The organism is Sphingobium xenophagum NBRC 107872 (assembly GCF_000367345.1).
Taxonomy (GTDB): domain Bacteria; phylum Pseudomonadota; class Alphaproteobacteria; order Sphingomonadales; family Sphingomonadaceae; genus Sphingobium; species Sphingobium xenophagum.
Genome location: NZ_BARE01000057.1, coordinates 1 through 22247, shown reverse-complemented (window position 1 = coordinate 22247; position 22247 = coordinate 1). Strand labels below are relative to the sequence as shown.

The window sequence follows — 22247 nt, the reverse complement described above, 5'->3', positions numbered from 1 at the left end:
CCAGCCCGAGGCGTAGCGCACGGCCCGGTCCCAGTCATAGCCGTGAAGCGTGCGGCCGCGCAGGATGGCGTCGTCGCGGGCGTCACCTTCGCCGCGGCCGACCTTGCCCTCGGTGAAGCCGAAGTTGCGCGCCTGCCGCTCCTCGTCGTTGGCTCTTGACATCGCTTCCATGACTGGGCGCAGCGCGAGTGCCCGGTCACGCATCCGCGCGACCCTCGCTTCTCGGTCTGCCTCGTTCGGGAGATCCGGGAATCGTTGCCAGGCGTCGGCGAGGATTGCCGCATGGTCGGGCCTCCGGCCGCGGGCGATCCAGGTGGCCGCGTCGGCGGGATCGAACGGCTCGGAGATCATCGGTCGCCCTCCGCGCGAAAGCCGAGGCTCGAAGCGGTCAGGCTGTCGAGGCCGCGCGCGAGCGCCTCGTAGCGTCCCGTGAGATTCTCGATTGCCCCGAAGGCCCGTGCGTTGGGCGGCGCCGATGGCACATCGAGACGGAACGGCAGGGTCCGTTCGGCCATCTCGGGGAAGACGGCGCCGAGCAGGATTGCGGCCACCCGGTCGGCGACGGCATCGACGCGCTTGCCGAAATGATGCTTGTCGAGGCCCGGCGCGGCTTCGAGATGCGCCATCGGCGCGATGACGTCCGGCAGGCGGGCGAGCAGCCCGGCTCCCAGGCCGTAGTCCGAATGCATCGAGATCAGACCCTGCCGTTCGAGCGAGATCTCGGTGAAGGGGATATGCACCCGGTAGGAATAGCTCGGCGCCTCGACGCCGATCCGGGTGCGTGTGAGCAATATGCGCATCGCTCCATCCCCCTCAGGCGACCAGCCGCGGCGCGGCGGGCGCGGCGGCAGGGAGATTGAGGTCGCGGCGGATACGCGCGGCAAACCGGTCGGGCTCGACGAGCTCGCGGACGGATGCCCAATGGTTGCGTTCGCCGATATAATCCTGGCGGTCGCGGACCCTGCGAAAGCAGACCTCGCGGTCGGGCCCGAACGGCCCGAGCGAGAACTGGACCCAGAGCATGTCGGCGTGGAGCGTGATCTCGCCGGACACCGCCGGCCCCGCCTTGTTGGAGCGGATGTCGAAGCTGCCCTCATCGAGACTCAGCGCTTCTGCGAGGCGGCGGAGGGCCGCGCGGCCCTCGGAATGGAACAGCTTCTTGGCGGTCTCGTCATAGGCGACGCCGCGCAGGGCGAGCGTCTTGAGCATCGGCCGGTTTCTGAGGTCAGCGATCCGCGCCATGCAGTCTCGGCGCAGCTCGGCATCGGCCGGCCGATCGGCGCAGACCTGCGAGAGATGGCGCACGAGCAGGATGACGGCGGGGTCGGTTTCGACCTCGATGCCGGCGTTGCGGCAATCGGTGATGGCTGCTTGGATAGCGTGGAGCGTGGTGCCGATCGTGACCAGCGCGCTGGGGTCGAGCGCCTGGCCGTAGCGAAATGCCACATCGTAGGTCATGGGGTCCTCCGGGAATCTCGAGCGGTTCTTCCGCTCGCGCCCCCGGCCCCCCTTCCCTCTCGTCCCCCCGGCGGAATGGATTCGAACCTCGCTGCTGGCCCTGCCGAACGACGACAGCGGCGCAGCGACGGTGTATTGCCGCCGGACACGGCGAAGAGCTGGGGCGGACGGAGGAACTGGATGGACGATATCGCGGGCTGGATCGCCCCGATCGCGACGATGATCGCCGCTATGATGACCGCGGCCAATCTGGGCGCGAAGGTCACCGGGTCGGGATTCCTGGTCTTCACGATAGGATCGATCTGCTGGTCGCTCGTGGGGCTATCGACCGGGCAGACCAACCTGCTCGCGACGAACGGCTTCCTGACCGTGGTCAACCTGGTCGGCGCATGGCGATGGCTGGGCGAGCAGCGCCGATACGAAGAGGGTGGCAAGTCCGCCGAGAGGGCCAGCCGCCGATGCTCGAGCGATGAGCTGTTCACCGCGACCGGACTCGCCGGGATGGAGGTGGACGATTGCCACGGACAGCGCATCGGGCGCGCGGTCGAAGCACTCCTCGAGTCCGCGTCGGCGAGGATAAGTTATCTGGTCGTTTCCCGGGGCGGTATCGGCGGTATCGACGAGACGCTGCGCGCGGTGCCTTGCGAGGTCGTCTGCTTCGCTGCGCGACGCCTCTCGCTGACGATCGACTTGGCGGGGTTCGAGGAGCTACCCGTCCTCGCGACGGGCGACTGGCCTGCGGAAGCGCCCCGGATTGGGTCCGACAAGGACGCCCGCCTGCAGGCGACTTGAGGTCGGCAATCGCAATGTTATCCCCGCCTGACCAATCGGATTTTGCGGCAGGCGCCCGGACCGATGGCGCGGGCTATGTGACCGGCATAGACGCCGCAGGCCGCCCAGTAGGCGGCGAGCGGAGGCTTGCGGCTGCGCCAGCTCGCCTCGGCGCGCTCTCTCGCGTCCTGCTGGAGTTCGAGAAGCAGGTCCCGCAGCATGCCCCGCGTTTCCGGATCGAGTGCCCGCAGCCTGGCGACGGCCGGCAGTGTGAGGATCGGATTGCGGACCTCCGCACGATTCGAGCGAGCGGGAATCCGCTCGGTGGCAATGAACTGGTGGGACATGAGGGCTCCTCGAACTGCAGGAGCTCTCGCTCCCGTCGGGCTGCCCTCGCACCCCCTCTCTTCTCTGGCGGTGAGGTGGTCGACGTCGGATTCAGGATAGCGTCGGCGTCTCGAACGGGTTGATCACCGGAACATCGAACGACGCGAAATCGGCGACATTGCGGGTCGCAATCGTTAGGCCGAGAACACGCGCGGTCGCGGCGATCAGGGCGTCCTCGTAGAGATGCTCGCTCTTGCCATGCATGAGCTTTGCCCAGGTGCGATAGATGGCGGCGTCTATGGGAAGGACATTCCAGGCCTCCGCGAGCGCATCGGCCCAGGTTTCGATCTCATCGGCGCGGGCCGGGTCCTGGCCGCGGGTGATTTCGATGCCGGCTTGTATCTCGCCGAGCGTAACGGCCGAGATATGGAGCGTGCTGTCGTCCTGCGCTTCGAGCCACGCGAGCACGGCCCCATGGGGGCGGACGCGGCGAAGCTCCGAAACGATATTGGTGTCGAGGAGGAACATCAGAGGGCGGGCGACGCGCGGTGCTTCCCCCGGCCCCGCGGCGGGATCACGAGATCGCCTCGGCCGGGGGGCGCCAGAAGTAGGTCCTTGAGTGTCGGGCGAGCACGGCTTTGAAGGCGATGCCACTCGGCGGCTGGTACCAGCACCGCCGCTTCGACGCCGCGCTTGGTGACCATCTGGGGTCCATGGGTCGTGCATGCCTCGAGCATTTCGCTGAAGCGCGCCTTTGCGTCCTGAACGGGCCAAGCCTGCATATCGATTCCTTTCTGACTAGTTATCTAACTAGTCCGCGAGATATTTCAATTCCGTTCCGGGATCAGCCGGTCATGCGCTCGCGATAGATGTCGGCCGCCCACTGCTCGATCCAGGGCGCGGTCGTCTCGTCATGGTCGAGATCGCCGCATTCGATGAGTTCCCGCATTTGCTCGCGCGCCTCGGCGATCGCCGCCTCCCAGGGGTCATCGGGCTGCGCGGGCGCGATTGGGGGAATCTGCACGGGAAGCTGGCGCTGCGGCTGGCGCAGGCGCGCATGCTGGGCGTGGACCCAGTGTTCCATATGGTCGGCGACGATGGCGTCGGTCTTCACGCAGCCATCGCGCCGGGCCGCGGTCCTCGCTGCGACACCATAGGCCTGGCTGTCGATCGAGGCGATGCGGTGCCGGAAGGCCGCGAGATAGGGGAGTGCCTCCCCTTTCACGCCGAACAGATGAAGCCGGATGCGCCGCGGAAGCACCCGATCGAGATGGTCGACGACGGCCATCAGTCCTTCGGGGCCGTGGATGGAACGCCGGCACATCGATCCAACGCCGACGAGCCCGGCGCGCTCGATCGTGCCCGACAGGGCATCGGCGCAGCGCTCATAGTCGGCGGGTAGCCGCCCCTGGATCACCGGCATGAAGCTGTCGAGGATGTCTTGGTCCTCACCGCGCAAGCGGCACTCGATATTGGCGCGGATGGTGCGCGATATGCGGTCGAGGATCTCGTCGCGGTCGCCGGCGACCTCATGCTCGACGCAATAGTCGAGGGCCGCCCACCAGCGAAACGGGTAGGCGGCGGCGAGGCGGACATAGTCGCCCACGGTCCAGGGATAGCCGCCGTAGGTGGTCATCGCGCTGAAGCCGGCGCTGTCGAGGCAGAGGCTGTGGAGCCCGGCCGCATTGGCGAGCGGACCAGTCGTCCAGCCCGTCCATTCGCGCCAGCCGCGCCGCCGCGACCAGCGCGAAAGGGCGTTCGCCGAGATGAGCACGGGCTGCTGCAACTGGCGCGCGCGATCGAGCAATTTGCTGTCGGACAGGTGGGGTAAGCCGATCATCACCGCTATCGTGCGCGGCTTGACCCGATCCATGTTCATATTATGTTCCTTGCAAAAGGAGATTTCCGATGACCGATTCCGCAGCCCGTTTTCTTGGGCATTTCGATCTGGACGTGACGCTGCGCGATGCGGCGCTCGACGAGCAGAACCGCCCGACCCGGCGGATGATCGCCAACGCGGCCATCGGCATGCATGTCGAGGACGCCTTCTATTCGGTCCGCGAACTGCGCGAGGCGGTGACCTGGATCCACGAGGGCGAGCTTGGCGGGAAGCGCAAGCTGGCCTCGATCCTCAGCAATCCGGCGGGCGACGACTTTCAGCGCTGCATCTATTTCTGCCTCGCCGGACGCGGCGTGGTCGAGATGATCGACGATCTGATGTGGCTCGAGGAGCTGCTCGAGGCGCGCGGCCGGATCGCGGGCAAGATGCATCGCCGCAAGGTCAAGGCCCGGCCGCTCGTGCGGCCCTATGTGGCGGACGAGCCGGATGGCCCGGTGGTGTCAACGGCGGAGGATTTCCAGCAGGGCCAGTCCTGGTGGGCCGATCCCGGCCTGGGTGCCTGAAGCCTGCGGGCGTCAGGCGCTTGGCGCGCCGGCCCCTGCTCTACCCTTTGCCTGGTTGGGGATGCCCGGCGTGCGCTTCCGCCGAGCAAGGCCGGGCCTTGCCGGCGATCAGCGCTCGCATGACAGCCGTTCACCGCGCCGCCACCGCGCTGGCTCCAGCCAGTTTCCGGCAAGGGCGCCCGCGTGTCGCCGCTGCGCTTCGCTGAAGGCGGCCGCATAGCGCGAAGCGCGGGCGGCGTCGGACCTCAGATATTGCGGCTGCGGGATGGCGAGTCCGGCCGAGATCATCACTTCGCCGAGGTCGCGTCCATTGATGGAAACCATGGCAACCGGCCTGCCGTAGCTCGATCGGGACGAGAGACGGATCTGCGCGTCGCCGCCCCGCAACGTCCGCGCGGCGAGGTCCTGGGCGGCTTTCCCACACTCCCAGCAGGCACCGGCCCGTTCGCACATCTGGTGCCGTTCGAAGGCATCGACCCCGAGCAGGCGGAAATCGGTCGCGACCGTGTCGCCATCGAGGGCGCGCGCGGTGGCGCTGAAGGACGTGTCCTCCGCCGCATCGCTGGGCGTGCAGGCTGCCGCCAGCAGCAGAGCCAGGACGGGAAGCCGTTTCATGCGACCATTTCGAGGACGATCAGGCCCGGCGTTGCCGGGTCGGTGGACACGCGGAACGGTTGCAGCGGGTTCGCGGTGCGCAGGATGCTGACCCTCTCCTGGGAATGATCGAAAATCCGGCCCGCGACGCGCAGCGCGTTCTCGCGGCTGCAGAGCAGGCCGCGCTTGGGCGACAGGGCGTTCCTTTCGATGGCGATTGTCATGACATGATCCACTTCATCACGAGGATATACGGATTGATGTTCAGGCGAACACCGTCTTGTGGATTTTGGTGACGGGCACGATCGACCAGGCCCGCTCCATCAGCCGGCTGATCCGGTAGAAGCAGCCATTGTCCGGGTCGCGGAGCATCAGGCTCCGGCTGCGCTTGCAGACGACGAACTCCTGCGCGACGTGGCCGTCGGTGAAGGTCACCGGCTGGTCGAGCCGGATGCGATCGCCTTGGGCGAGCTTGCGCCCGCGCAGGGCCAGATTGGCGCGGCAGCGTTCGCGCCAATCGATTGCGTGACGATGCTCGGTCGGGGTCAGGAGATCGAGGATACGCTCGGGGCACTCGGCTTCGCATGGACCCATATTTTCGGTCATGTCCTTATACCCGAAGATCATTCCGTCCTTGTCGCGCGGGTTCCACCGCACGAGGCAGACGATGGCGAAAACCTCGCCGCCGATGCCGTTCTTCATGACCTGCACCGCGGCGTAATAGACCCGGTTGCCGGGGCAGGCCGAGGCCAGCACCTTGAGTCCTTGCGTGCCGCCATCCTCCTGTGGGCGGTCGTAGGTACACTGGGCGTCGAGGTAGGATTTGGCGGTTGCGTGGCCGCCGAGCGACGCACGCGGCATGTAGAGCCATCCCATGATGGTGTTCCTTTGCTTGTCGGTAATTGGGGAAGCGGGAGCCTCGGCGGCGCTCAGGCGGCGAGCGCCGGCACGGCCGGATCGGCGGGCGCGGCATCGCTCTCGGCACCGGAGAAGCTCTTCAGATAGGCGAAGGCCTGCTCGGCTTTGGCAGCCGCGTGGATGATGGCGGTCTTGTCGCCGCGCAGGATGCCGAGCCAGTGCCCGACATAGCTCGCATGGCTGTCGTGCAGCAGATTGGGCAGGCCGAGATCGGCGCAGCAAAGGCCGGCCCCGATTTCTGCGACGAGCTCTTCGAACGCATAGGCCTTATCGCCGAAGCGCTTGCCGAATTTGCGCGCGAGCCGGTCGGGGTGGCCCGACCAGTGGACTGTCTCATGGCACCTCGTCGAGGCGTACAGATCCATGCTGCGGAACGAGCTGCGGCTGGGCATCTGGATGTGATCGAATGTCGGTGTGAAGTAGGCCTGGTTGCCGCCGTGGCGGACGTCGGCGGGGATCGCGTCGAAGAAGGCGTCGATCGCGGCCTGGTGCGTCGAGGGCTCCACCGGCACCTCCGGCTCTTGCGGAGCATAGAAATAGGCCGGAAGCGCGTCGATCTGATCGGCATTGAAGACGACGTAGTGGCGAAGGAAGCGGATGTTCTTCTCGACCTCCCTGCCGGTTTCGGGATGCTCCTCGGTCTTCTTGAACGAGGAATAATAGACCGAGATCGCGCCGGTTTCGCCGCGCCGTACATTGGCCCCGAGCGCCTCGGCCTGGCGATAGGTCATCCAGAAGCGCGAGCGGTAGCCCATCGCGTCGCCGAGCGCCCACAGGTAGAGCGTATTGATGCCGGTATAAGGCGTGCCGCAATGCCGCAGCGGGCGCCCGCCGGCGCCGCTGCACCGCCAGGGTCTCGACCAGGGCGGGACGCCTTCCTCGAGCTTGCGAATGATGAGGTCGGTGATTTCCGCGGCGACGTCGCGGCTGGAGCGTCGTGAAGCTGACATGGTGGGAACTCCGGTGCGGACGAGAAGGAAACCGCCAGCGCGGGGTGCGCGCCGGCGGTGAGCACTCCAGTTGGTGACTGGCGTCAGGCCGCGAGCGCGTCCTGATCGTCCAGCTGAGATTCGCCGTCGGCGTCGTTCCCCGCGACCGTCTCCCGATCGTCGCCCTGATCCTCGGTGCTGTCGTCGACATCGAGATCGTCGGCGGGCACCTGGTCGAGGAACTTCATGGCGTTGGGCACCCAGGCCAGCGCCGCGTCGCGAACCTCCGGCTCGACGATCGCCTCGCCCGCGAAGAGCTTGGCGCACGATTCCGAGATCTCCGACTTCTTCATCGTCGCGTGACGCGCGGTGAGCGCGGCGCCGCCGACATCGGCGAGCAGCGTCAGGATCGAACCCTTGCTGACCCGGTCGAAGAAGTTCTCCGAGGTCGGCCGCCACCAGCTCGCGACGTCGATCTCCATGATCGTCGCGAGACGGTTGTGGAGCGGGGACTGTTCGGCGCGGGAATTGGGCGCCTCGAGCGACATCGCGACGATATAGCCTAGCCAGGCCGCCTTGCCGTCGTCGTCGAGCGCGCGGAACGCCTCGAACCGCTCGACCTGCGAGGGATATTCGGTCCAATCGGCATCGAGCCCGTCATGCGCTTCGGCGAGATAGCTGCGGGCACGGGTCGCGGGCTGCTCGCCGGTGACCGGGTCCTGCGGCGAGCGTGCGCGGATGGTCGAGCCATAGGCGCTTTCGGTGCTCATGCGGTCGTCGATCATCACGAACAGCGCATAGTCGAGCGCGAGCGCCGGATGGCTGAGGAGGGTCGCCGCCAGGACGTCGCGCCGCTGCATCGCAAGCTCGTCGTAGAGCCGCGCGCTGAGCGGCTTGCCGCCGGGCGCGACCGCTTCGGGCCGCGACGCCGGAGGCGCGGATTCCCTGCCTGCCCCGCTCGGCCGGCTGCGCGCCCCGTTGACCGCGGTGTCGCCGGTTTCCTCCTCGGTGCCGCCGATCCGGACGGGCTCCTCGCTGTAATATTCGGCGTCGAGGACCATTTCGCCCCTGGGAGTGAGCTTGAGGAAGGCGCCGACCAGCGGGCGCAGCTCGTCCGGCAGCACCGGCGCGACGTTGCGGATCGCCTGCTCCTCCTCGGTGAGCGCGTCATATTCCTGGTCAAGCGCCTTGTAGGCGTCCTCGCCGATGGCATCATCGTCCATCTCGACGGAGATCACTTCCTGCCGGGCCGAGATCGCCTCGATCCGGGCCTGCTGTTCCTCGGTCAGGTCGGCCGGGGGCAGGATGACGCGATAGAGGCCGGCAGCCGCGCTGTGGGTATAGTTGGACGCGATCGGCCGGATCCAGCCAAGGCCGAGTTCCTCACCGACGCGCTTGGCTTCCGCTTCCATGATGTCCGCGGCCAGCCGCTGCGCGATCTCGGGATTGACCCACTTGTCGCCGCTGTCGCTGAAGAGATCGCGGTCGACCTTGCCGCCAGCCTCCGCATAGCGATCCTCGCCGACCAGGATGGCGACGGGGTCGGTCGAGTTCATGGTCTCGTTGGCGATCACGCGGCGGATCGTGTCGGCGTTGGAGTAACTGGTGCCGTAGCTGTTCCAGACGAGAAGCTGCTTCTCCTGGTTCTCGGTCGACGCATAGGCCTTGGCGACGTCGAGCGTGATGGTGCCTTCGCTCAGCGCCTCGAAGATCGGCTCAGCGAGCGTCGCCAGCCGCAGGCGGCCCTCGACGAAGCGGCGGTTGAGGCCGAACCGCTTGGCGACACCCTCGATGTCGCCCGTCAGTCCAATGAAATACTGGAACGCGCGGCATTCCTCGGCCGGGGTCATCTTGAGCTGATGGAAGTTCGCCGCGGTCGAGGTCTCCGACAGGGTCGCCTCGTCGCCGACCAGAACCTTCACGGGAACGTCGTAGGTTTCAGGGTCAATGACGCCGCGGTCGGCGAGCATCCGCAGGCCGCGGAGGCGGCGACCGCCGTCGAAAACCTCGAAGGTGCCGCGCGGCTTCTTCACTGGCGTGACGAGAAGGTTCTGCAGAACGCCGCGCGCTTCGAGATCGGCCGCCATTTGCGGGATTTCGAGCAGTTCGTCGGGCCTTTTGCGGACGTTGATGGGCGATAGGGTGAGTTTGGCGAGCTTTACGGAAGCGGTCATGGGAAGGAGCTCCATCTGGCGTCCGGATCATCCCGAACACCAGCTCCGTCCCCCCTTCCCTTTCCCCGATCTGCTTCGGCCGAACTTGCATAGGCCGGAGCCGCCAGTCGCTCACCTGCGGAAGCTTCGATTTTTACTGTCGATGAACTGGTCGATGGTTAGGCTTGGTCCAGGGGGTGTACGTGAATCCGCTCGATCTGATCTCGGCCGCGCCGTGGAAGCGCGCTGCCTTCACAACCTATGCGCTTTCGCTATCCTTCTTCGAGGCGGTGCTTCTCGACGCTTTGCTGCGTGGCGGCGGGCGCAATGCTCTTGTTCTGGCCGATCCTGAGGGCGTGCGTGCCGGTTTGAGCGAGGAAGGGGCGCGCAGGGTCGGCCGCGACTATGAAATCGAACCCGTTGCCTGCACCAATCACGGCGTTTTCCACGCGAAGGTCTGCGCACTTTTCAGCGAGGACGATGCTCATCTGCTCGTCGGATCGGGAAATCTGACCTTCGCGGGCTGGGGCGGCAATCTCGAGCTGGTCGAGCATCTCCATCCTAGTTTCGCTGCGGACGCCTTCGACGATGCGGCCGACTTCTTCGGACAGATTTCGGCTTCCGCTCAGATCATCACGACAGCGGGACCGGCGTGCGAGACGATCGCTGCGTCGTTACGCCGGTCGGCGCAAGGACAGCCGCGGCCGGGCAATGTTCGCATGGTCCACAGCCTCGACGCGCCTATTGCGGAACAACTGGCGCTCTATGCGGAAGATCTGGGCGGCGTGACGCGCATGACAGCTGTTTCGCCCTATTACGATCTTCGCGCCGAGGGGTTGAATGCGCTCGCGGCGCTGCTGGAGATCGATGAAGCGCATCTCCATGCCCACCGCGCAGGCACGGTCCGCGGCCAGGGTTCGAACGCCTGGCCCTTCGAGGGTGGCAAGAGGTGGAAGGCTATCGATGCCGCCGACGCGTTCGGCCAGGATGACAGGCCGCTTCACGCCAAATCGATCGAACTGGTGTGCCGCAAAGGCCGCCTCGTTCTGAGCGGCAGCGCCAATGTGACGCATGCCGGACTGTTCGGCCGAAACGTCGAAGCCGGTGTGCTGCGCGTTCAGCGAGGCAGCAAGAATTATTGGGTGACGGCGCCGGCGACGGCCCCTGCACGACTGCCGGCCGACGAGCAGGACGAGAATGACGCGGTGGCATCCGCGGTCGGGGTCCTGGGCGCATCGCTCGAAGGCGAAACGATAACCGGCCGAACGCTCGCGCCCAGACTCTCCGGGAGCGCAAACGCCGTCCTGCGAACGCCCAGGGGATCCCACATGTTGGGCTCGGTGTTGATTTCCGACGACGGCCATTTCGAGGTCGATGCACCGCGAATCGAGTTCGAAAGCTGGGAGAATGGTCGCCTGATCCTCGGGCTTGAGCAGGACGGCAGACGCTGGGAGGGTTTCGTGTCGATCGCGGCTGCCCTCGAACTGATCCGACGCACGGGTTCGATCGCGCCCCGCCTCATGGCGATGCTCGCCGGCACGGAGACACCGACGGACGTTGCCGCCATCCTGGCATGGTTTCGTGAGGATCCGAGCCGCATGCCGGCATCGCTGGGCATTGGCGGCGGGGGAAGCACCGGCGGACCCAATGAGAGCGAAGGAGCGGTAACGCTCGCGGACCTTAAGGCGGCTGGCCTTGGCGCACAGTCATTTTCTGGAGCGAGCGACGGCGAAGCAACGTCCGCCTGGCGCCATTCCATGGCCCTCATCCGTGCCGTCTTCAGACAGTCGCGCGGACCCTGGGGCGGCGGCGGCGAGACCGATGACGACGACGATGAGGACGAGAAGGACCGGGAAAAGCGGGCGCGATCGGAGGAGGCGGCGAACCATCGGTCGCTGCAACTCTTCGACGAGCTCCTGACGGCCATGCTGGCGCCCGAGGCGGAGGGCCGCAACGCGCTCATGGCTCTGTCGCTATCGCATTTCCTGGCGGACCGGATCAGGCCGGCGCCGGGCAAGGTGCAACTCTGGCTCGACAAGGTGCTTGCGCACGTCGTTGCGCTTGACGGACCCGAAAGCGACATCGCCATCGCCTCCATTCTCCTTCATCACGCAGCTGATCGCCGGGACGACAATGCGATCCGGGCACGTCGCTATTTCCTGCGCCGCGGGATCGACCCGGCAAGCCTTTCCGTCACTCCGGATGTAATACCGGCATTCATGGATTTGCTGGGATCGGGCGTCGACCTCGACAGCTTCCTCGGCGAGGTCCTGACGGCAAGGACCATGGGTGAGCAGATCGACGCCTATCTTGCCGCTGGCGATGGCCGTGGCCCCCATGTCGGTTACGATAGCCTGAGGTCATCGCCGCACTGGCCCAATCTAGAGCGGGCGCTGCGTGATCCTTCGTCATACGCCAAACTGACGGTACTCGACTCCTTCAGACCCTCCTGCCCGCGGTGCCACATTCGCCTGCCTCTGGCGGCCGGGGAAGATCTGCGGTTGCGGGGTCTCAGCACCTGCTGCGGCCGAATCCTCATCAATCGGGATTGCTGACGATGACGGATCTGAACGAACTCCTCGATACCGCGCGCTCCGCTGGCGAGGCTCGCGCGGTCGACAGGAGCAAGATCAACTTCGGCGGGGTAGACCCGCTGGGCCTTAGGCAGATCAACTTCGGCCTGATGGACCGGGTGCTGCCGGACCTCAACAATGTGGCAAGCCACATCCGTCCCTACACCCTGATGGCCTGGGCCTGGCGGAGGGTGCGCCATGTTCTGGAGCGGGGAAAGCGGCAGAGCGCAAAGCCCGAAGAGATGCGCGATTTCGTCGACCGGATCGAGGCTATCTACGCGTGGTCACAGTTCCTGATCGACCCGCGTGCGGACATTCCGGGGGCGCAAGCCATGCGGCCGATGCTGGACGCGAAGCAGTATCGTTTTGGCGGTGAGGAATGGGAAGCCCGGCGCAACATGCGACGCTATTCGACAGGTTTCATATCGCCGCTGAACTACGGGCCGAGCCTGCGCACCATGGGCTGGCTGATCCCGGTCGAGGGCGCGGCAGGCATATTCCAACCCGATGCTTCCCTCGACCCGGTGCTCGACGCCTTCGAAAGAGGTTTCGGGGCGGAGCTGGGCCACGAGGCGTTCAACCGCTTCGGCAACGTGGTCGTCAGGCGCGCGGATGCCGAGCGCTGGGGCAAGCTTTGGACGATGGACAAGCCTCGCGCCGCGGAGGCGAAGGCCATGTTTACGAGGCTCGGCGGTGAACGGGCAGCTCCAGCCCGTCAGAAGGGTGTCGCGCTGGTCCAGGCGGCCTATGCGAATCTCGACGACGAGGAAGCCACCTACGAGGACATCAGGGTTCGGATGGCCGATCGCGCCGAAGCCTGGGACAGCGCGAGTGACCGCCCCCTGGCAGCGGACGAATGGCGCGCGGTGCAAATCCGCCAACTGTTCCGTCTTGCCCTCGAAGGCATGTTTTATTGGACGATCGGCGCACTCCTGCCTGGTCCTCGCTCGACGACACAACTGGCCCGGGCCTTCATCGGCGCTCTCGATAAGAAGTCATTGGCGGATAGTGCCGAAGCCTGGATTCTCGCATCAAAGGACGCAACCAACCCGGTGGAACGTCTTCGCGCCCTGCAGGGAGTCTTGCGTGACCAGGACCAGCTTCCAGCCGCTATCGTCGCTGCCCTCGCGCTCTGCCTGCGGGAAGCGCCGAACCAGGGTCATCCGTTCGAAAATCCGGATCGCTTGCCCCTGAGCCGGGCCAAGCGGGAGGCGCAAGGCTGGGGTGAGCTGACGCCGGCCGGTTTCGTCTGCCACATGCTCGAGATCTGGATCATGGCTCAGCACGCCTATTGGTCGGTAGGAAGAGGCCTTGCCGATGCACGCAATCGGGGCAAGACGATCCTGCGGTTGCGGATTGTCATGGACGAGGGCGGATGGACGCTGACGCCGGGCACCACCCGGCAGGGCAATCCGCCGGAGCCGACGCCGGACCGGCTGGAGACAGCCACCAGCCTGCTCGTCGAGTGCAGGCGACTCTAGAGAGCCGCTAGTGTCGCATCCGTGCAAGGAAATGGATGCGCGCTGCGATACAATGTTGCTGCGACCCGAGGGGCCTTCGAGTCGAAAGTTTCGGCGGCCTCCCACTTCCAAGCCTGTCCGGTCCTTACCGGGCAGGCTCTTTTTATGAGGTACGGGCGTGCCGCCAGCTCATGCCGGCAGCGCGCAAAGTCGGGCTTCAGCCGAACGCCGCCTCGTAGAAGGCAAGCCTCAGCGGCTCGTCCAGATAGGCTTCCTGCTCGATCCTGAGCGCTGAAGGGAAGACATCGCCGCCCGCGAGCCAGGCGGCTTCGGCATCCGGCGCCGCGACTACATCGGCGAGCGCAGTGGCAAGATCGAACCGGTCCACCGCATAGCCGGCGTTGAGCAGCGCGCCCTGCAGCGCGATCTCGTAAACCGCGCGCAGGGCGACCGACGCCAGCACGGAGGGGATAACGGCTTCCTCGGGATTGCTCGTGGCAATCCGGCACTGCTCGGCGTCAAGCGACACGGTGGTGCGGGATACGATCGGCCGGCTCGGATGCGCGGTGCAAAGGCCATCGGCGAGAACCGCGCAGGGCGCCAGGCTCTCGAGCAGCGGTCGATCCCAGCCGTCGCGGCGCCGCGTGGCCAATGCGGGAACGGCCTCCACGACCCCGGCGGGAAGGCTGCGCGCGAGGAACAGGATTTCCGGTGCGGTCGCCGCGACGCGCGTGTGACAACACCAGGCGCAGCGCGGACCGCATGCAGCTTCGGTCCGGATCTGCGCTGGGGTTCGCCGCTCGATGGTCGCATAGAGATAGCCGAAGAGCGGGTCGAGGGTGCCGGCGGAGCGCGCTTCGTCGATGGTGCGCCGTATCGAGCGCATCTCCCGGACGATCTCGCTGTCCGGGCTTATGTATGGGCGAGCCTCGCCAACAGACGAGGAAACCACGTCCGTCACGGCATGTTCTCCCGGCTATATTATCGTTATTTGCGCGCATTGAGATAGATAGATCATATCTGCCATTACTGCTACGCGCCGGTCCTCATTTCTTGTAATTTTACAGTGTTTTACAAAAGCAGCCCGTGACCCGCCGGGTTCGACCATGGAAGTAACCTGCGTAGCTGAAGGACGTCGAATGTTCAGCCCTGCGTTCAAACCAGACTGGCCTGCCGCCGCCGAACTCGGGCGGCAACTTCGCTTCGTCGACCCAGTGGCGCTCATGCACCTCTCGCGCGGCCTTACGTTCAATCCGCTCCGGTCAGCTGAAGTGCTGGACGATGTCCTCGTCCATTTCAACGAGACCAGCGGCTATGTCGCCGAGGTCGAAACCTGGGTTCGCGCAGGGGGGCTGCAGGCCGGGGCTTGCCCGGCTTATCCCGGCGGGCGGATCATCGCCGATGTAAGAGAGGCGGCGAACGCCGAGGGAAAGACAGCACACACTGCGGCTATCCTCAAAGAGGCGCGGGAGGCGGGCGTCGCGCCGGCCGTCTTCCTCAGCATGGTCTCGCCTCTCCTCGACGTCGCCATGCGCGTCGAACTGCCGATGCGCGCAATTCTGCACGGGAATCCAGCTCTCGCGTGCACTTACACGCTCTATCTCCACACGCTGTTGACCAGCGAGGGGGAGGCCTATCTATATTACGGGATCACCAAGCGGGGCTGGAACATCCGTTTCCACGAACACACCCGCGCGGCAGTCGCGACAGCGTCCAAACGCCTTTTCGCGCGCACGCTCAACGCGCTGATCGATGCGCGGATCGCCGAGCGCACCGGCAGGGCCGACGATCGGCCCAAGCTAGCGGGGCTGATTACCACCATTTGTGCCACCGGCTCTCTCGCCGGGAAGCGCATGACGCGGAGGCGGCTATGGTCGAGAAATATAGCCTCGCGTCCAAATATCCCCTCGGTCTCAACATGATCTCCGGCAGCGCAGCCGGGGCGCACAAGGTAGGTCAATCAACATCTGGGGAATGATAAACAAGACGCTCCGGCATGGCTCGCCAGAACGCCTCTAACGCGCCCGCGAAATCGTCGAAGTCGCTGTCAGTGATTTCGAGCCACCGATAATCGAGATAGAGCGTGCCGGTCCACGACTGGACGCCGAGCTTGCTCATAAAGTGCGGATAGGCCTTGTGCAGGCGGGTAAGCGCGGCACCCTTGCCATGTTTGTAGACGTTCACGACGAGGTTGCAGGCATCGATCTGCGGGTAGAAAGCCTGCTGCTTTGCCTGCCATCCAAACTCGCCAAACATGTCGAAAATCTCGATGGTCTTGGCGTTCCAGATGTTCTTGTCGATCCATTTCGTATCGACATAGTGCCGGAATTCATTGGCGAGATATTCGCGCAGCTCCTTGTCCCACTGATGGAACATGGCGGCCGTGGTGGCGAGGCGGACCTGTTTGCGCATCTCATCGAGCAACATGTAATGTCCGGCGGCATCACTCGTCACCGCATCTGCGATGTCGCCCATATCGGGCTCTTCACCATGATAGGGCGCTTTAATAGCCGCTTGCCAGGCATCCTCCTGATAGCGTTCAGCTTCACCTTCGATATCGTCGAACTGGGTGAGCAGGCGGCTTTTCGCTTCAGCACAAAAAACAGATGCCGCTCCACAATGACGGAACGGATATAATCGTGCATCTGCAACTCGATGGATCGTCGCCGCAGCACGGGAGTCACCGTATCCTGGCGCGATAGGCAGCGATCGCCCTGTTGCAGCCAGCTAGAGTGCCAATCGTGGAAGGATCGGAAAGACCCTCGTCGAATGACTTGGAATAGTAGTCCCGAACGCGGGGATCATCCGACTGGCCATATTGCCTGACCAGAGCGTCCGACCGCAGGGCTCCGATCTTCGACCGGCAGGTGCCGGCCAGCATCATCAGATCACCGCGTGCCTGGATCTGCGGGGTCTGCCAACTCGCGAGGCCACCGACCTCCAGCATGCTGTCCGTTAGTTCGGTCGCTGCGGTCTCGAGATTGAAGCCGGGTGGCGGAACGATGAGGGAAGAGAAGATAGGTTCGCCGGACGCCTCCATGCACGTGCGGCCATAGCCCAAAAGTGTATGCTTCAGGTCGCGGAGCTGAGCGTCGGTTTTCGCGCCGTCGGCCGCTGATTGAAGATCAGTCGCAAGCATGCGGCTCTGACGGTTGATCGCTTCGCCCTTCAAGCGCGCCACCGTCGCGGGCGCGACCGCCCAGGCCGCTGTCTCGGCGTTCAGCGCGGCTTCCGCCTTCACTGGCAAGTCCGGGTCGAGTTTCATGCCGAGTCTTTCGCACATGGGTGCCGTCACGACGAACTGCCCCACGCGGTTTAGTCGGTCCTGCTGCGCCTGGGTCTGTGCCATGGCCGGCAGCGACAGGCCGAGTGCAATCAAAAAAGAAATTATGCGCAATGGTTTCCCCCGAAACGGCCCTGCTCGGTCTAGCCCAATGAGACAAGACAGACCATCCCGGCCCACATACTTTAGGCAGCGTCTCCGAGCGCCGTCATCTTCCTTCGAGTAGCTTCCCCAGGACCGCCTCCGCCGTCGCCATGGGTACGAACATCCGCGTGCGATACTGGATGATCTCGGTGAAGCAGCCGATCGACTTGAGCCACGGCAGACGGTCGTGCGGGCAGCCGACGAGCTCGATCCGCTGGGAGCCGTTGACGACCGAGCGCTTGATGGTGAGCGGGAACGGATGCGACACGTCGACGCTGCGGCCCGCGGACACCGCCTTCGCGACCGCGTCGGGCGGCAGCGTATCGGACCGATCGATCCCGAGCTTGGTGAAGAGCTGGGGCACATGGTCGTCGAAGACGAGACGGCCGAGCCAGGACTGCCCTTCCCCGTCGACGATACGGTTGACCGCCATGTGATCGCTCGGAAGTGCCGACCAGATCGGCAACAGCAGCCCCGTGGCCAACCGGATCGTCTCGCTGTCGACCGTCTCCCGGGCGATGTCCACTTCCTCCGACCAGGTCGCCGTGAAGGCCTCGCGGGTCACCTCCTCCCAGGAGGATTCGTAGAGATCGTCCTCGCGCATATATTCGTTGCGCGTAGGTCGCATCATCTCGACGCGCGGGATCGGCGTGCCTTCCTTCTCCTCCATGAGCGAGCGCGCCCGCGTCCTGAGCGCCGCCTTGCCGGACTTGCGGTTGATCATGAAACCGGCGCTGGCATCGCCGTCGGCGATCCTCAGGATGCGCTCGAGGGAAACAGGGTTGCGGCGCCGCGCGATCTCGATGGTGAGAAGATGCGAGGTCGCGCCGGTGCGGGGATCGGTCCGCAGTACGACGTCGTCGAGGAGGGTCGCCTTGTCGACGAGGATCGTCTCGACGCCGACATCGAGCCGTCCCGCCTCGCGCGCGGCCGAGACGCGGGTTTCGATCAGCGACAGGAACTCGTCGAAGATGCTGTTCTGCAGCGCGATCGGCAGGGCCAGGATGCGGTTGAGCCAGCGCTGGATCGGCGGCATCTCGTCCTTGAGCACGCCGTCCTTGTCGCAAAGCTCGAGCCCGGTGCGGTGCTGGAAATCGTCGAGCGTCGTGCTCGAAAGCTTGCCCGCGGCGAGCAGGTCGAACCAGGAGAGGAGCGCCGCGCAGGCATATTCGCTCTCGAGATTGTCGGCCGGGTCGAAGAGCCCCTGCCCGCCCGTCTGCCGCTGGCCGCGCGTCAGCGCACCGAGACTGTCGAGACGGCGTGCGATCGTGCTGGTGAAGCGCAGCTCGCCCTTGCAGTCAGTGGTCACCGGCCGGAACAGCGGCGTGGTCGCCTGGTGCGTGCGGTGGGTTCGGCCCAGGCCCTGGATCGCGCGATCGGCGCGCCAGCCGGGCTCGAGCAGAAGGTGGACGCGCTGCTCCTGGTTCATCACGTCGAGCGAGGCGTGGTAGCTTCGCCCCGTGCCGCCGGCGTCAGAGAAGACCAGCATGCGTTTCTTGCCGGCCATGAAGGCAGCGGCCTCGGCCTGGCTGGTGCGCGCCGAGCGGCTTTCCAGTTTCTGGCGGCCGTCGCTTACCGTGATGAGGCGCTTTGTCCGGCCCGTGACCTCGGCGACATTGTCGTGCCCAAAATGTTCGAGCAGCGCATCAAGCGCCGACATGATCGGCGGCATGGCGCAGAGCTTCTCGATGAGGTCATCGCGCGCGGCCTGAGCCTCGGGATTGTAGACCGGGTGGCCGTCGTCATTCACCATCGGCAGAGAACGCGGCGTGCCCGTGTCGTCCTTGAACACGCGCATCTGACGGGTCGGGAATGCGCGCTCGAGGTAATCGATGATGTACTCACGCGGACTCAGATCAATCTCCAAATTCGCGCGCTCGTCGGGAGAGAGGTCGCCAAGGCGCCGGTCGAGGATCGATTCCGCGGTCGTCACCAGCTGAAGGACCACCGACTGCCCGGCAGCGAGATGGGCCTTCGCCGCCGCGATCACGGTCGGAAGCTTCATGGAGAGGAGGAGCTGACCGAAGAAGCGCTGCTTGGTCGACTCGAAGCGCGAGCGCGCCGATGCCTTCGCCCCGCTGTTGAGGGTCGCATTTTCGAGCCCGTCGACCACCGCGGTCAGTTCGAGCGCATGCTCCATGTTGCGGTGGATGATGCCCCAGGCATCGGCATAGGCGTCGTAGATCGCGATCTGTTCGCGGGTCAGCTCATGGCGCAGGATGTCATATTCGACGCCGGCGAAGCTGAGCGCGCGGGACGTGTAGAGGCCGAGCGCCTTCAAATCGCGGGCCACCAGTTCCATCGCCGCGATGCCGCCCTTGCGTATGCCCTGGATGAACTGCTCGCGGTTGCTGAACGCCGTTTCGGGTCCCCAAAGGCCGAGCCGCACGGCATAGGCAAGATTGTTGACGTCGGAAGCGCCGGTCGCCGAGGCATAGAGCACGCGTGCCTCGGGCAGGTGGTTCTGGAGCAGCACGCCGCTGATGCCCTGCTGCGAGCCCTCCTTCTTGCCGAGCGCGCCCTCGCCTCCCGCGACACCGCCCATTTCATGGGCCTCGTCGAAACCGATCACGCCTTCGAAGTCGTCGCCTGCCCAGTCGATGATCTGCTGCAGACGGCTATGGTCGCCGCGTGCCGAACGAAGGGTGGGATAGGTGACGAAAAGCACGCCCTGTTCGAGCGGGATCGCCTGATCGATCTTCCAGTTGGCGAGAGGCTGGATATCGGCCGCAAGGCCGCCGAGCGCAGTCCAGTCGCGGCGGGCGTCTTCGAGCAGCGCCTCGTTCTTGGAGATCCAGATGTTGCGGCGCCGACCCGCAAGCCAGCTGTCGAGGATGCAGGCCGCGACCTGCCTGCCCTTCCCCGCCCCGGTGCCGTCGCCGAGGAAATAGCCCATGCGGTAGGCGCGTCCGTCGTTCGCTTCCTCGAGACCGACGCCCTCCTTGGCGGGCCTGAACTTGCCCGGCAGGAACTGGTCCCAGGCATGGCCGGCATAGACGACAGTCTCGAGCTGCGAAGCCGATAGCAGGCGCTCGGAGACGGTCCGCTCGGGAAGCCTCGGGATGTAAGCTGGGATCGGGGCGGCGATCGAGCCCATCGCGACCGATTCGACAAGCGCGGTCGGATGTTCGCCGGCGGCGTCGAAGGTGATGCGGCTCGGGCGATAGGGAAGATAGACGCCGACCTGGTCGAGCAGCGGCGCGGGCGTGTCGAGCGACATGTAGTCGACCGGCAGCACATTGTTGCGCACGGGAGCGTGATAGGGCCGTGGCTGCGCGCGATTGCTCTTCATGGCGCGGAACAGCGAGGGACTGCTCGATCGCTTCGGGGCGGGCGCGGCCGCGGTGCCGAGCATCCCGCGTTCATGGATCGAGAGCGCGCCGATGAGTTCGCGGATCGAGGTGCGCTGGATTGTCGCGGGGATGGTTGTCCCGGGAACCTTGTCGATGACGAAGAGCCGGACCGCGATGCTGGTGCCGTGCTTCAGATAGCATTTCTCGAGCCGCACCAAGGTCCGCACGGTCACATCGCGCAGCGTGGTCTCGAAGAGGTCACGCATGCGCGCATTGGGTCCGAACCAGTCAGGCATGATGGCGACCAGCCGCCCACCAGTGCGCAGCCGGCGAAGCGCTGCCTGAAGGTGACGCACGGCGGCATGGGCGTCGGCGCCGAGCCCCACCGAGCGCGAGAAAGGCGGGTTCATGAGGATCAGGCTGGGACGCGGTGCCGCGGCCAGGCTCGAATTGATCGTCGCACCGTCGTGGCCGGTGACTACCGCGTCGGGGAAAACGTCGGCGAGGCGCGCGCGGCGAGCCGGTGCGTATTCGTTGAGCTGCAGGGCGGCGAAGCCTCGGCAATGTGCCACGAGGAGTCCGTTGCCCGCGCTCGGCTCGAGGATGACGTCATCGTTCTGGATATTGGCGAGCAGAACCGCGACGGCAGCGAGATCGACGGGCGTCGAGAATTGCTGCCATTCGATCTGGTCCTCGCTGCGCACGGTCTGCGTCGGCAGCCGGTCGAGCAGATCGCAGGCGGACGCAACGTCATCGAGCGAGCGCAGGGGATAGGGCCCGAACTGGAGGTGATGGGCAAGCGCGTGCTCCAGAATCTCGAAGCTGTCGCGCTGCGTCCAGAGCCCGTCGGCGTCCGTCCCGCCATAGCCCTCGACCATGGCCGCATTGAGGTCCGCCCTCGTGATCGGGTCGCTGGAGCGGAGACGGTCGACGAGAAGCGTGGCCGCGCGGCGTTCGGCCGCGGTGGCGGTATCGAAGAGATCGGACATTGAGGGGTCTCCGGACTGGCTGCCCCATCGGCAGCATCAATCCTTCGACCCCCCTTCCCTTTTCACGATTGCCCGACTGCGGCGAGGCTTGGTTGGCGCTGGCGGGACAGGGCTCGGGCCCCGCTGTTTGCCGAACGCTATCGCGCGTCCCGGCCGAACTGGCTGATGAGGCTCAGCCAGTGTTGCCGTTCGCCGTCGCTCGCCTCGGCGTCCCCGATGATGGAATGGCGAACGGGCGCGATCCCAGTGAAGCCGAGTAGATTTCGCGCCCAGCTCTTGAGGCTGTGGGCACGGTAGTAGAATCGATAGAAAGGGGCCGGCATTCCCATGGTCACCGCGACACGTGCCGGTCGGCCGCAGAGCAGCTTCGCATTCCGATCCGACACGGTTTCGTCGATCGCGAAGCCCGGCCGCATAACCTGTTCGAGAAAGGCCTTGAGGAGCGCCGGTAGGTCGCCGAGCCAAAGCGGAAAGAGGATGACCAGATGGTCGGCCCATCTGATGTCGATCTGCGCGTCGTGGATGGCTTTTGCGGGATCGGTCTCGCGCCATTCGTTTGCCGAGCGCAGGATGGGGAAATCCAGAGTCGCGACGTCGATCCGCCTCACTTCATGGATGGCGTCTTCTGCCCCGGCCGCATAGGCGTACGCGAGCGCATGGATGAACCGCGCGCGGTCCGGATCGGGGTGGCCATCGATGATCGTGATGCGTGCCATTCGAGCCTCCAGGCAAGGCGTTCCTCCGAAGCGCAGCCTCCCGCAATCCGGATGTTTCCGAATGCGTGCGCGGCAGTCGGTTATCGCCGGCTCAGTTCGAGGACCTTGGCCCAATCCTTGACGCGCTCTGGCGGCATGCTTCTGATTTTGAGGCCAGGGCGGGCATAGCGAAGGGTCGCGCGCTCCGCGGCGATCGCCCCTTCGGCGTCGTTGTCGGCGGCCAGGATCAGCGGGCT

Annotated in this window: 22 protein-coding genes and 1 pseudogene; 5 read left to right on the top strand and 18 right to left on the bottom strand. The window is 65.6% G+C overall.

Going from position 1 to position 22247, the window contains the following annotated elements:
• From SX1_RS23035 to SX1_RS19245, 3 genes and pseudogenes are all read right to left on the bottom strand, one after another.
• A pseudogene (locus SX1_RS23035) lies at positions 1–351 on the bottom strand (hypothetical protein); the annotation flags it as partial.
• Positions 348–800, bottom strand: coding sequence for a hypothetical protein (locus SX1_RS19250; RefSeq protein WP_019054359.1), 453 nt, complete (start codon positions 798–800; stop codon positions 348–350). The pseudogene SX1_RS23035 and the gene SX1_RS19250, both read right to left, overlap by 4 nt.
• Positions 801–813: 13 nt before the next feature.
• Positions 814–1458 (bottom strand): hypothetical protein, encoded by a 645-nt coding sequence (locus SX1_RS19245; protein ID WP_019054358.1) that lies wholly within the window; start codon positions 1456–1458, stop codon positions 814–816.
• A gap of 180 nt (positions 1459–1638) precedes the next feature.
• Between SX1_RS19245 and SX1_RS23030 the strand changes: the two genes are divergently transcribed.
• Positions 1639–2250, top strand: coding sequence for a hypothetical protein (locus SX1_RS23030; protein WP_052310930.1), 612 nt, complete (start codon positions 1639–1641; stop codon positions 2248–2250).
• A 17-nt stretch (positions 2251–2267) separates the two neighbouring features.
• Here SX1_RS23030 and SX1_RS19235 read toward each other — a convergent pair whose 3' ends face one another.
• From SX1_RS19235 to SX1_RS19220, 4 genes are all read right to left on the bottom strand, one after another.
• A complete protein-coding gene (locus SX1_RS19235; RefSeq protein WP_019054356.1) occupies positions 2268–2576 on the bottom strand; it encodes a hypothetical protein in 309 nt (102 codons plus the stop codon).
• Between the two features lie 91 nt (positions 2577–2667).
• Positions 2668–3084, bottom strand: coding sequence for a type II toxin-antitoxin system VapC family toxin (locus SX1_RS19230; protein ID WP_019054355.1), 417 nt, complete (start codon positions 3082–3084; stop codon positions 2668–2670).
• Complete coding sequence (locus tag SX1_RS25070; protein WP_019054354.1) at positions 3084–3338, bottom strand: type II toxin-antitoxin system Phd/YefM family antitoxin; 255 nt, start codon at positions 3336–3338, stop codon at positions 3084–3086. The genes SX1_RS19230 and SX1_RS25070 overlap by 1 nt, the downstream gene beginning before the upstream one ends.
• 62 nt (positions 3339–3400) lie before the next feature.
• Positions 3401–4435, bottom strand: coding sequence for a deazapurine DNA modification protein DpdA family protein (locus SX1_RS19220; RefSeq protein WP_019054353.1), 1035 nt, complete (start codon positions 4433–4435; stop codon positions 3401–3403).
• Between the two features lie 29 nt (positions 4436–4464).
• Between SX1_RS19220 and SX1_RS19215 the strand changes: the two genes are divergently transcribed.
• Positions 4465–4959: a hypothetical protein gene (locus tag SX1_RS19215; RefSeq protein WP_019054352.1), complete on the top strand. Its 495-nt coding sequence runs from the start codon at positions 4465–4467 to the stop codon at positions 4957–4959.
• Positions 4960–5067: 108 nt separating this feature from the next.
• Here SX1_RS19215 and SX1_RS19210 read toward each other — a convergent pair whose 3' ends face one another.
• From SX1_RS19210 to SX1_RS24915, 6 genes are all read right to left on the bottom strand, one after another.
• Positions 5068–5574 (bottom strand): thermonuclease family protein, encoded by a 507-nt coding sequence (locus tag SX1_RS19210; protein WP_019054351.1) that lies wholly within the window; start codon positions 5572–5574, stop codon positions 5068–5070.
• Positions 5571–5777: a hypothetical protein gene (locus SX1_RS19205; protein ID WP_019054350.1), complete on the bottom strand. Its 207-nt coding sequence runs from the start codon at positions 5775–5777 to the stop codon at positions 5571–5573. Before SX1_RS19205 ends, SX1_RS19210 begins: the two co-directional genes overlap by 4 nt.
• Before the next feature lie 40 nt (positions 5778–5817).
• The gene (locus tag SX1_RS19200) at positions 5818–6429 is read right to left on the bottom strand and encodes a DUF6927 domain-containing protein (protein WP_019054349.1); all 612 of its coding nucleotides are present in this window, start codon (positions 6427–6429) and stop codon (positions 5818–5820) included.
• 53 nt (positions 6430–6482) lie between these two features.
• On the bottom strand, positions 6483–7421 hold the full coding sequence (locus SX1_RS19195; protein ID WP_019054348.1) for an ArdC family protein: 939 nt from the start codon (positions 7419–7421) through the stop codon (positions 6483–6485).
• Between the two features lie 83 nt (positions 7422–7504).
• Positions 7505–9574 (bottom strand): ParB/RepB/Spo0J family partition protein, encoded by a 2070-nt coding sequence (locus SX1_RS19190; protein WP_019054347.1) that lies wholly within the window; start codon positions 9572–9574, stop codon positions 7505–7507.
• Positions 9575–9825: 251 nt separating this feature from the next.
• Positions 9826–10113, bottom strand: coding sequence for a hypothetical protein (locus SX1_RS24915; protein WP_255209804.1), 288 nt, complete (start codon positions 10111–10113; stop codon positions 9826–9828).
• 159 nt (positions 10114–10272) lie between these two features.
• Here SX1_RS24915 and SX1_RS19185 point away from each other — a divergent pair, with 159 nt between their 5' ends.
• Both SX1_RS19185 and SX1_RS19180 read left to right on the top strand, forming a co-directional pair.
• Positions 10273–12108 (top strand): phospholipase D-like domain-containing protein, encoded by a 1836-nt coding sequence (locus SX1_RS19185; protein WP_255209803.1) that lies wholly within the window; start codon positions 10273–10275, stop codon positions 12106–12108.
• Positions 12109–12110: 2 nt separating this feature from the next.
• Positions 12111–13607 carry a hypothetical protein gene (locus tag SX1_RS19180; protein WP_019054345.1) on the top strand — a complete coding sequence of 499 codons (1497 nt, stop codon included), beginning with the start codon at positions 12111–12113 and terminating at the stop codon, positions 13605–13607.
• Positions 13608–13803: 196 nt separating this feature from the next.
• Here SX1_RS19180 and SX1_RS19175 read toward each other — a convergent pair whose 3' ends face one another.
• Positions 13804–14547, bottom strand: a complete 744-nt coding sequence (locus SX1_RS19175) for a hypothetical protein (RefSeq protein WP_148564661.1) — start codon at positions 14545–14547, stop codon at positions 13804–13806.
• Between the two features lie 178 nt (positions 14548–14725).
• On the opposite strand from SX1_RS19175, the gene SX1_RS19170 reads away from it, so the two are divergent.
• Complete coding sequence (locus SX1_RS19170; RefSeq protein WP_019054343.1) at positions 14726–15508, top strand: hypothetical protein; 783 nt, start codon at positions 14726–14728, stop codon at positions 15506–15508.
• A gap of 34 nt (positions 15509–15542) precedes the next feature.
• On the opposite strand, the gene SX1_RS19165 is transcribed toward SX1_RS19170, so the two are convergent.
• From SX1_RS19165 to SX1_RS19150, 4 genes are all read right to left on the bottom strand, one after another.
• Positions 15543–16061, bottom strand: a complete 519-nt coding sequence (locus tag SX1_RS19165; RefSeq protein WP_019054342.1) for a hypothetical protein — start codon at positions 16059–16061, stop codon at positions 15543–15545.
• A 205-nt stretch (positions 16062–16266) separates the two neighbouring features.
• On the bottom strand, positions 16267–16965 hold the full coding sequence (locus SX1_RS19160) for a hypothetical protein (protein WP_019054340.1): 699 nt from the start codon (positions 16963–16965) through the stop codon (positions 16267–16269).
• Positions 16966–17077: 112 nt separating this feature from the next.
• Positions 17078–21295, bottom strand: coding sequence for a strawberry notch-like NTP hydrolase domain-containing protein (locus SX1_RS19155; RefSeq protein WP_019054339.1), 4218 nt, complete (start codon positions 21293–21295; stop codon positions 17078–17080).
• Positions 21296–21432: 137 nt separating this feature from the next.
• Positions 21433–22011: an NAD(P)H-dependent oxidoreductase gene (locus tag SX1_RS19150; protein WP_019054338.1), complete on the bottom strand. Its 579-nt coding sequence runs from the start codon at positions 22009–22011 to the stop codon at positions 21433–21435.
• Between the last annotated feature and the right edge of the window lie 236 nt (positions 22012–22247).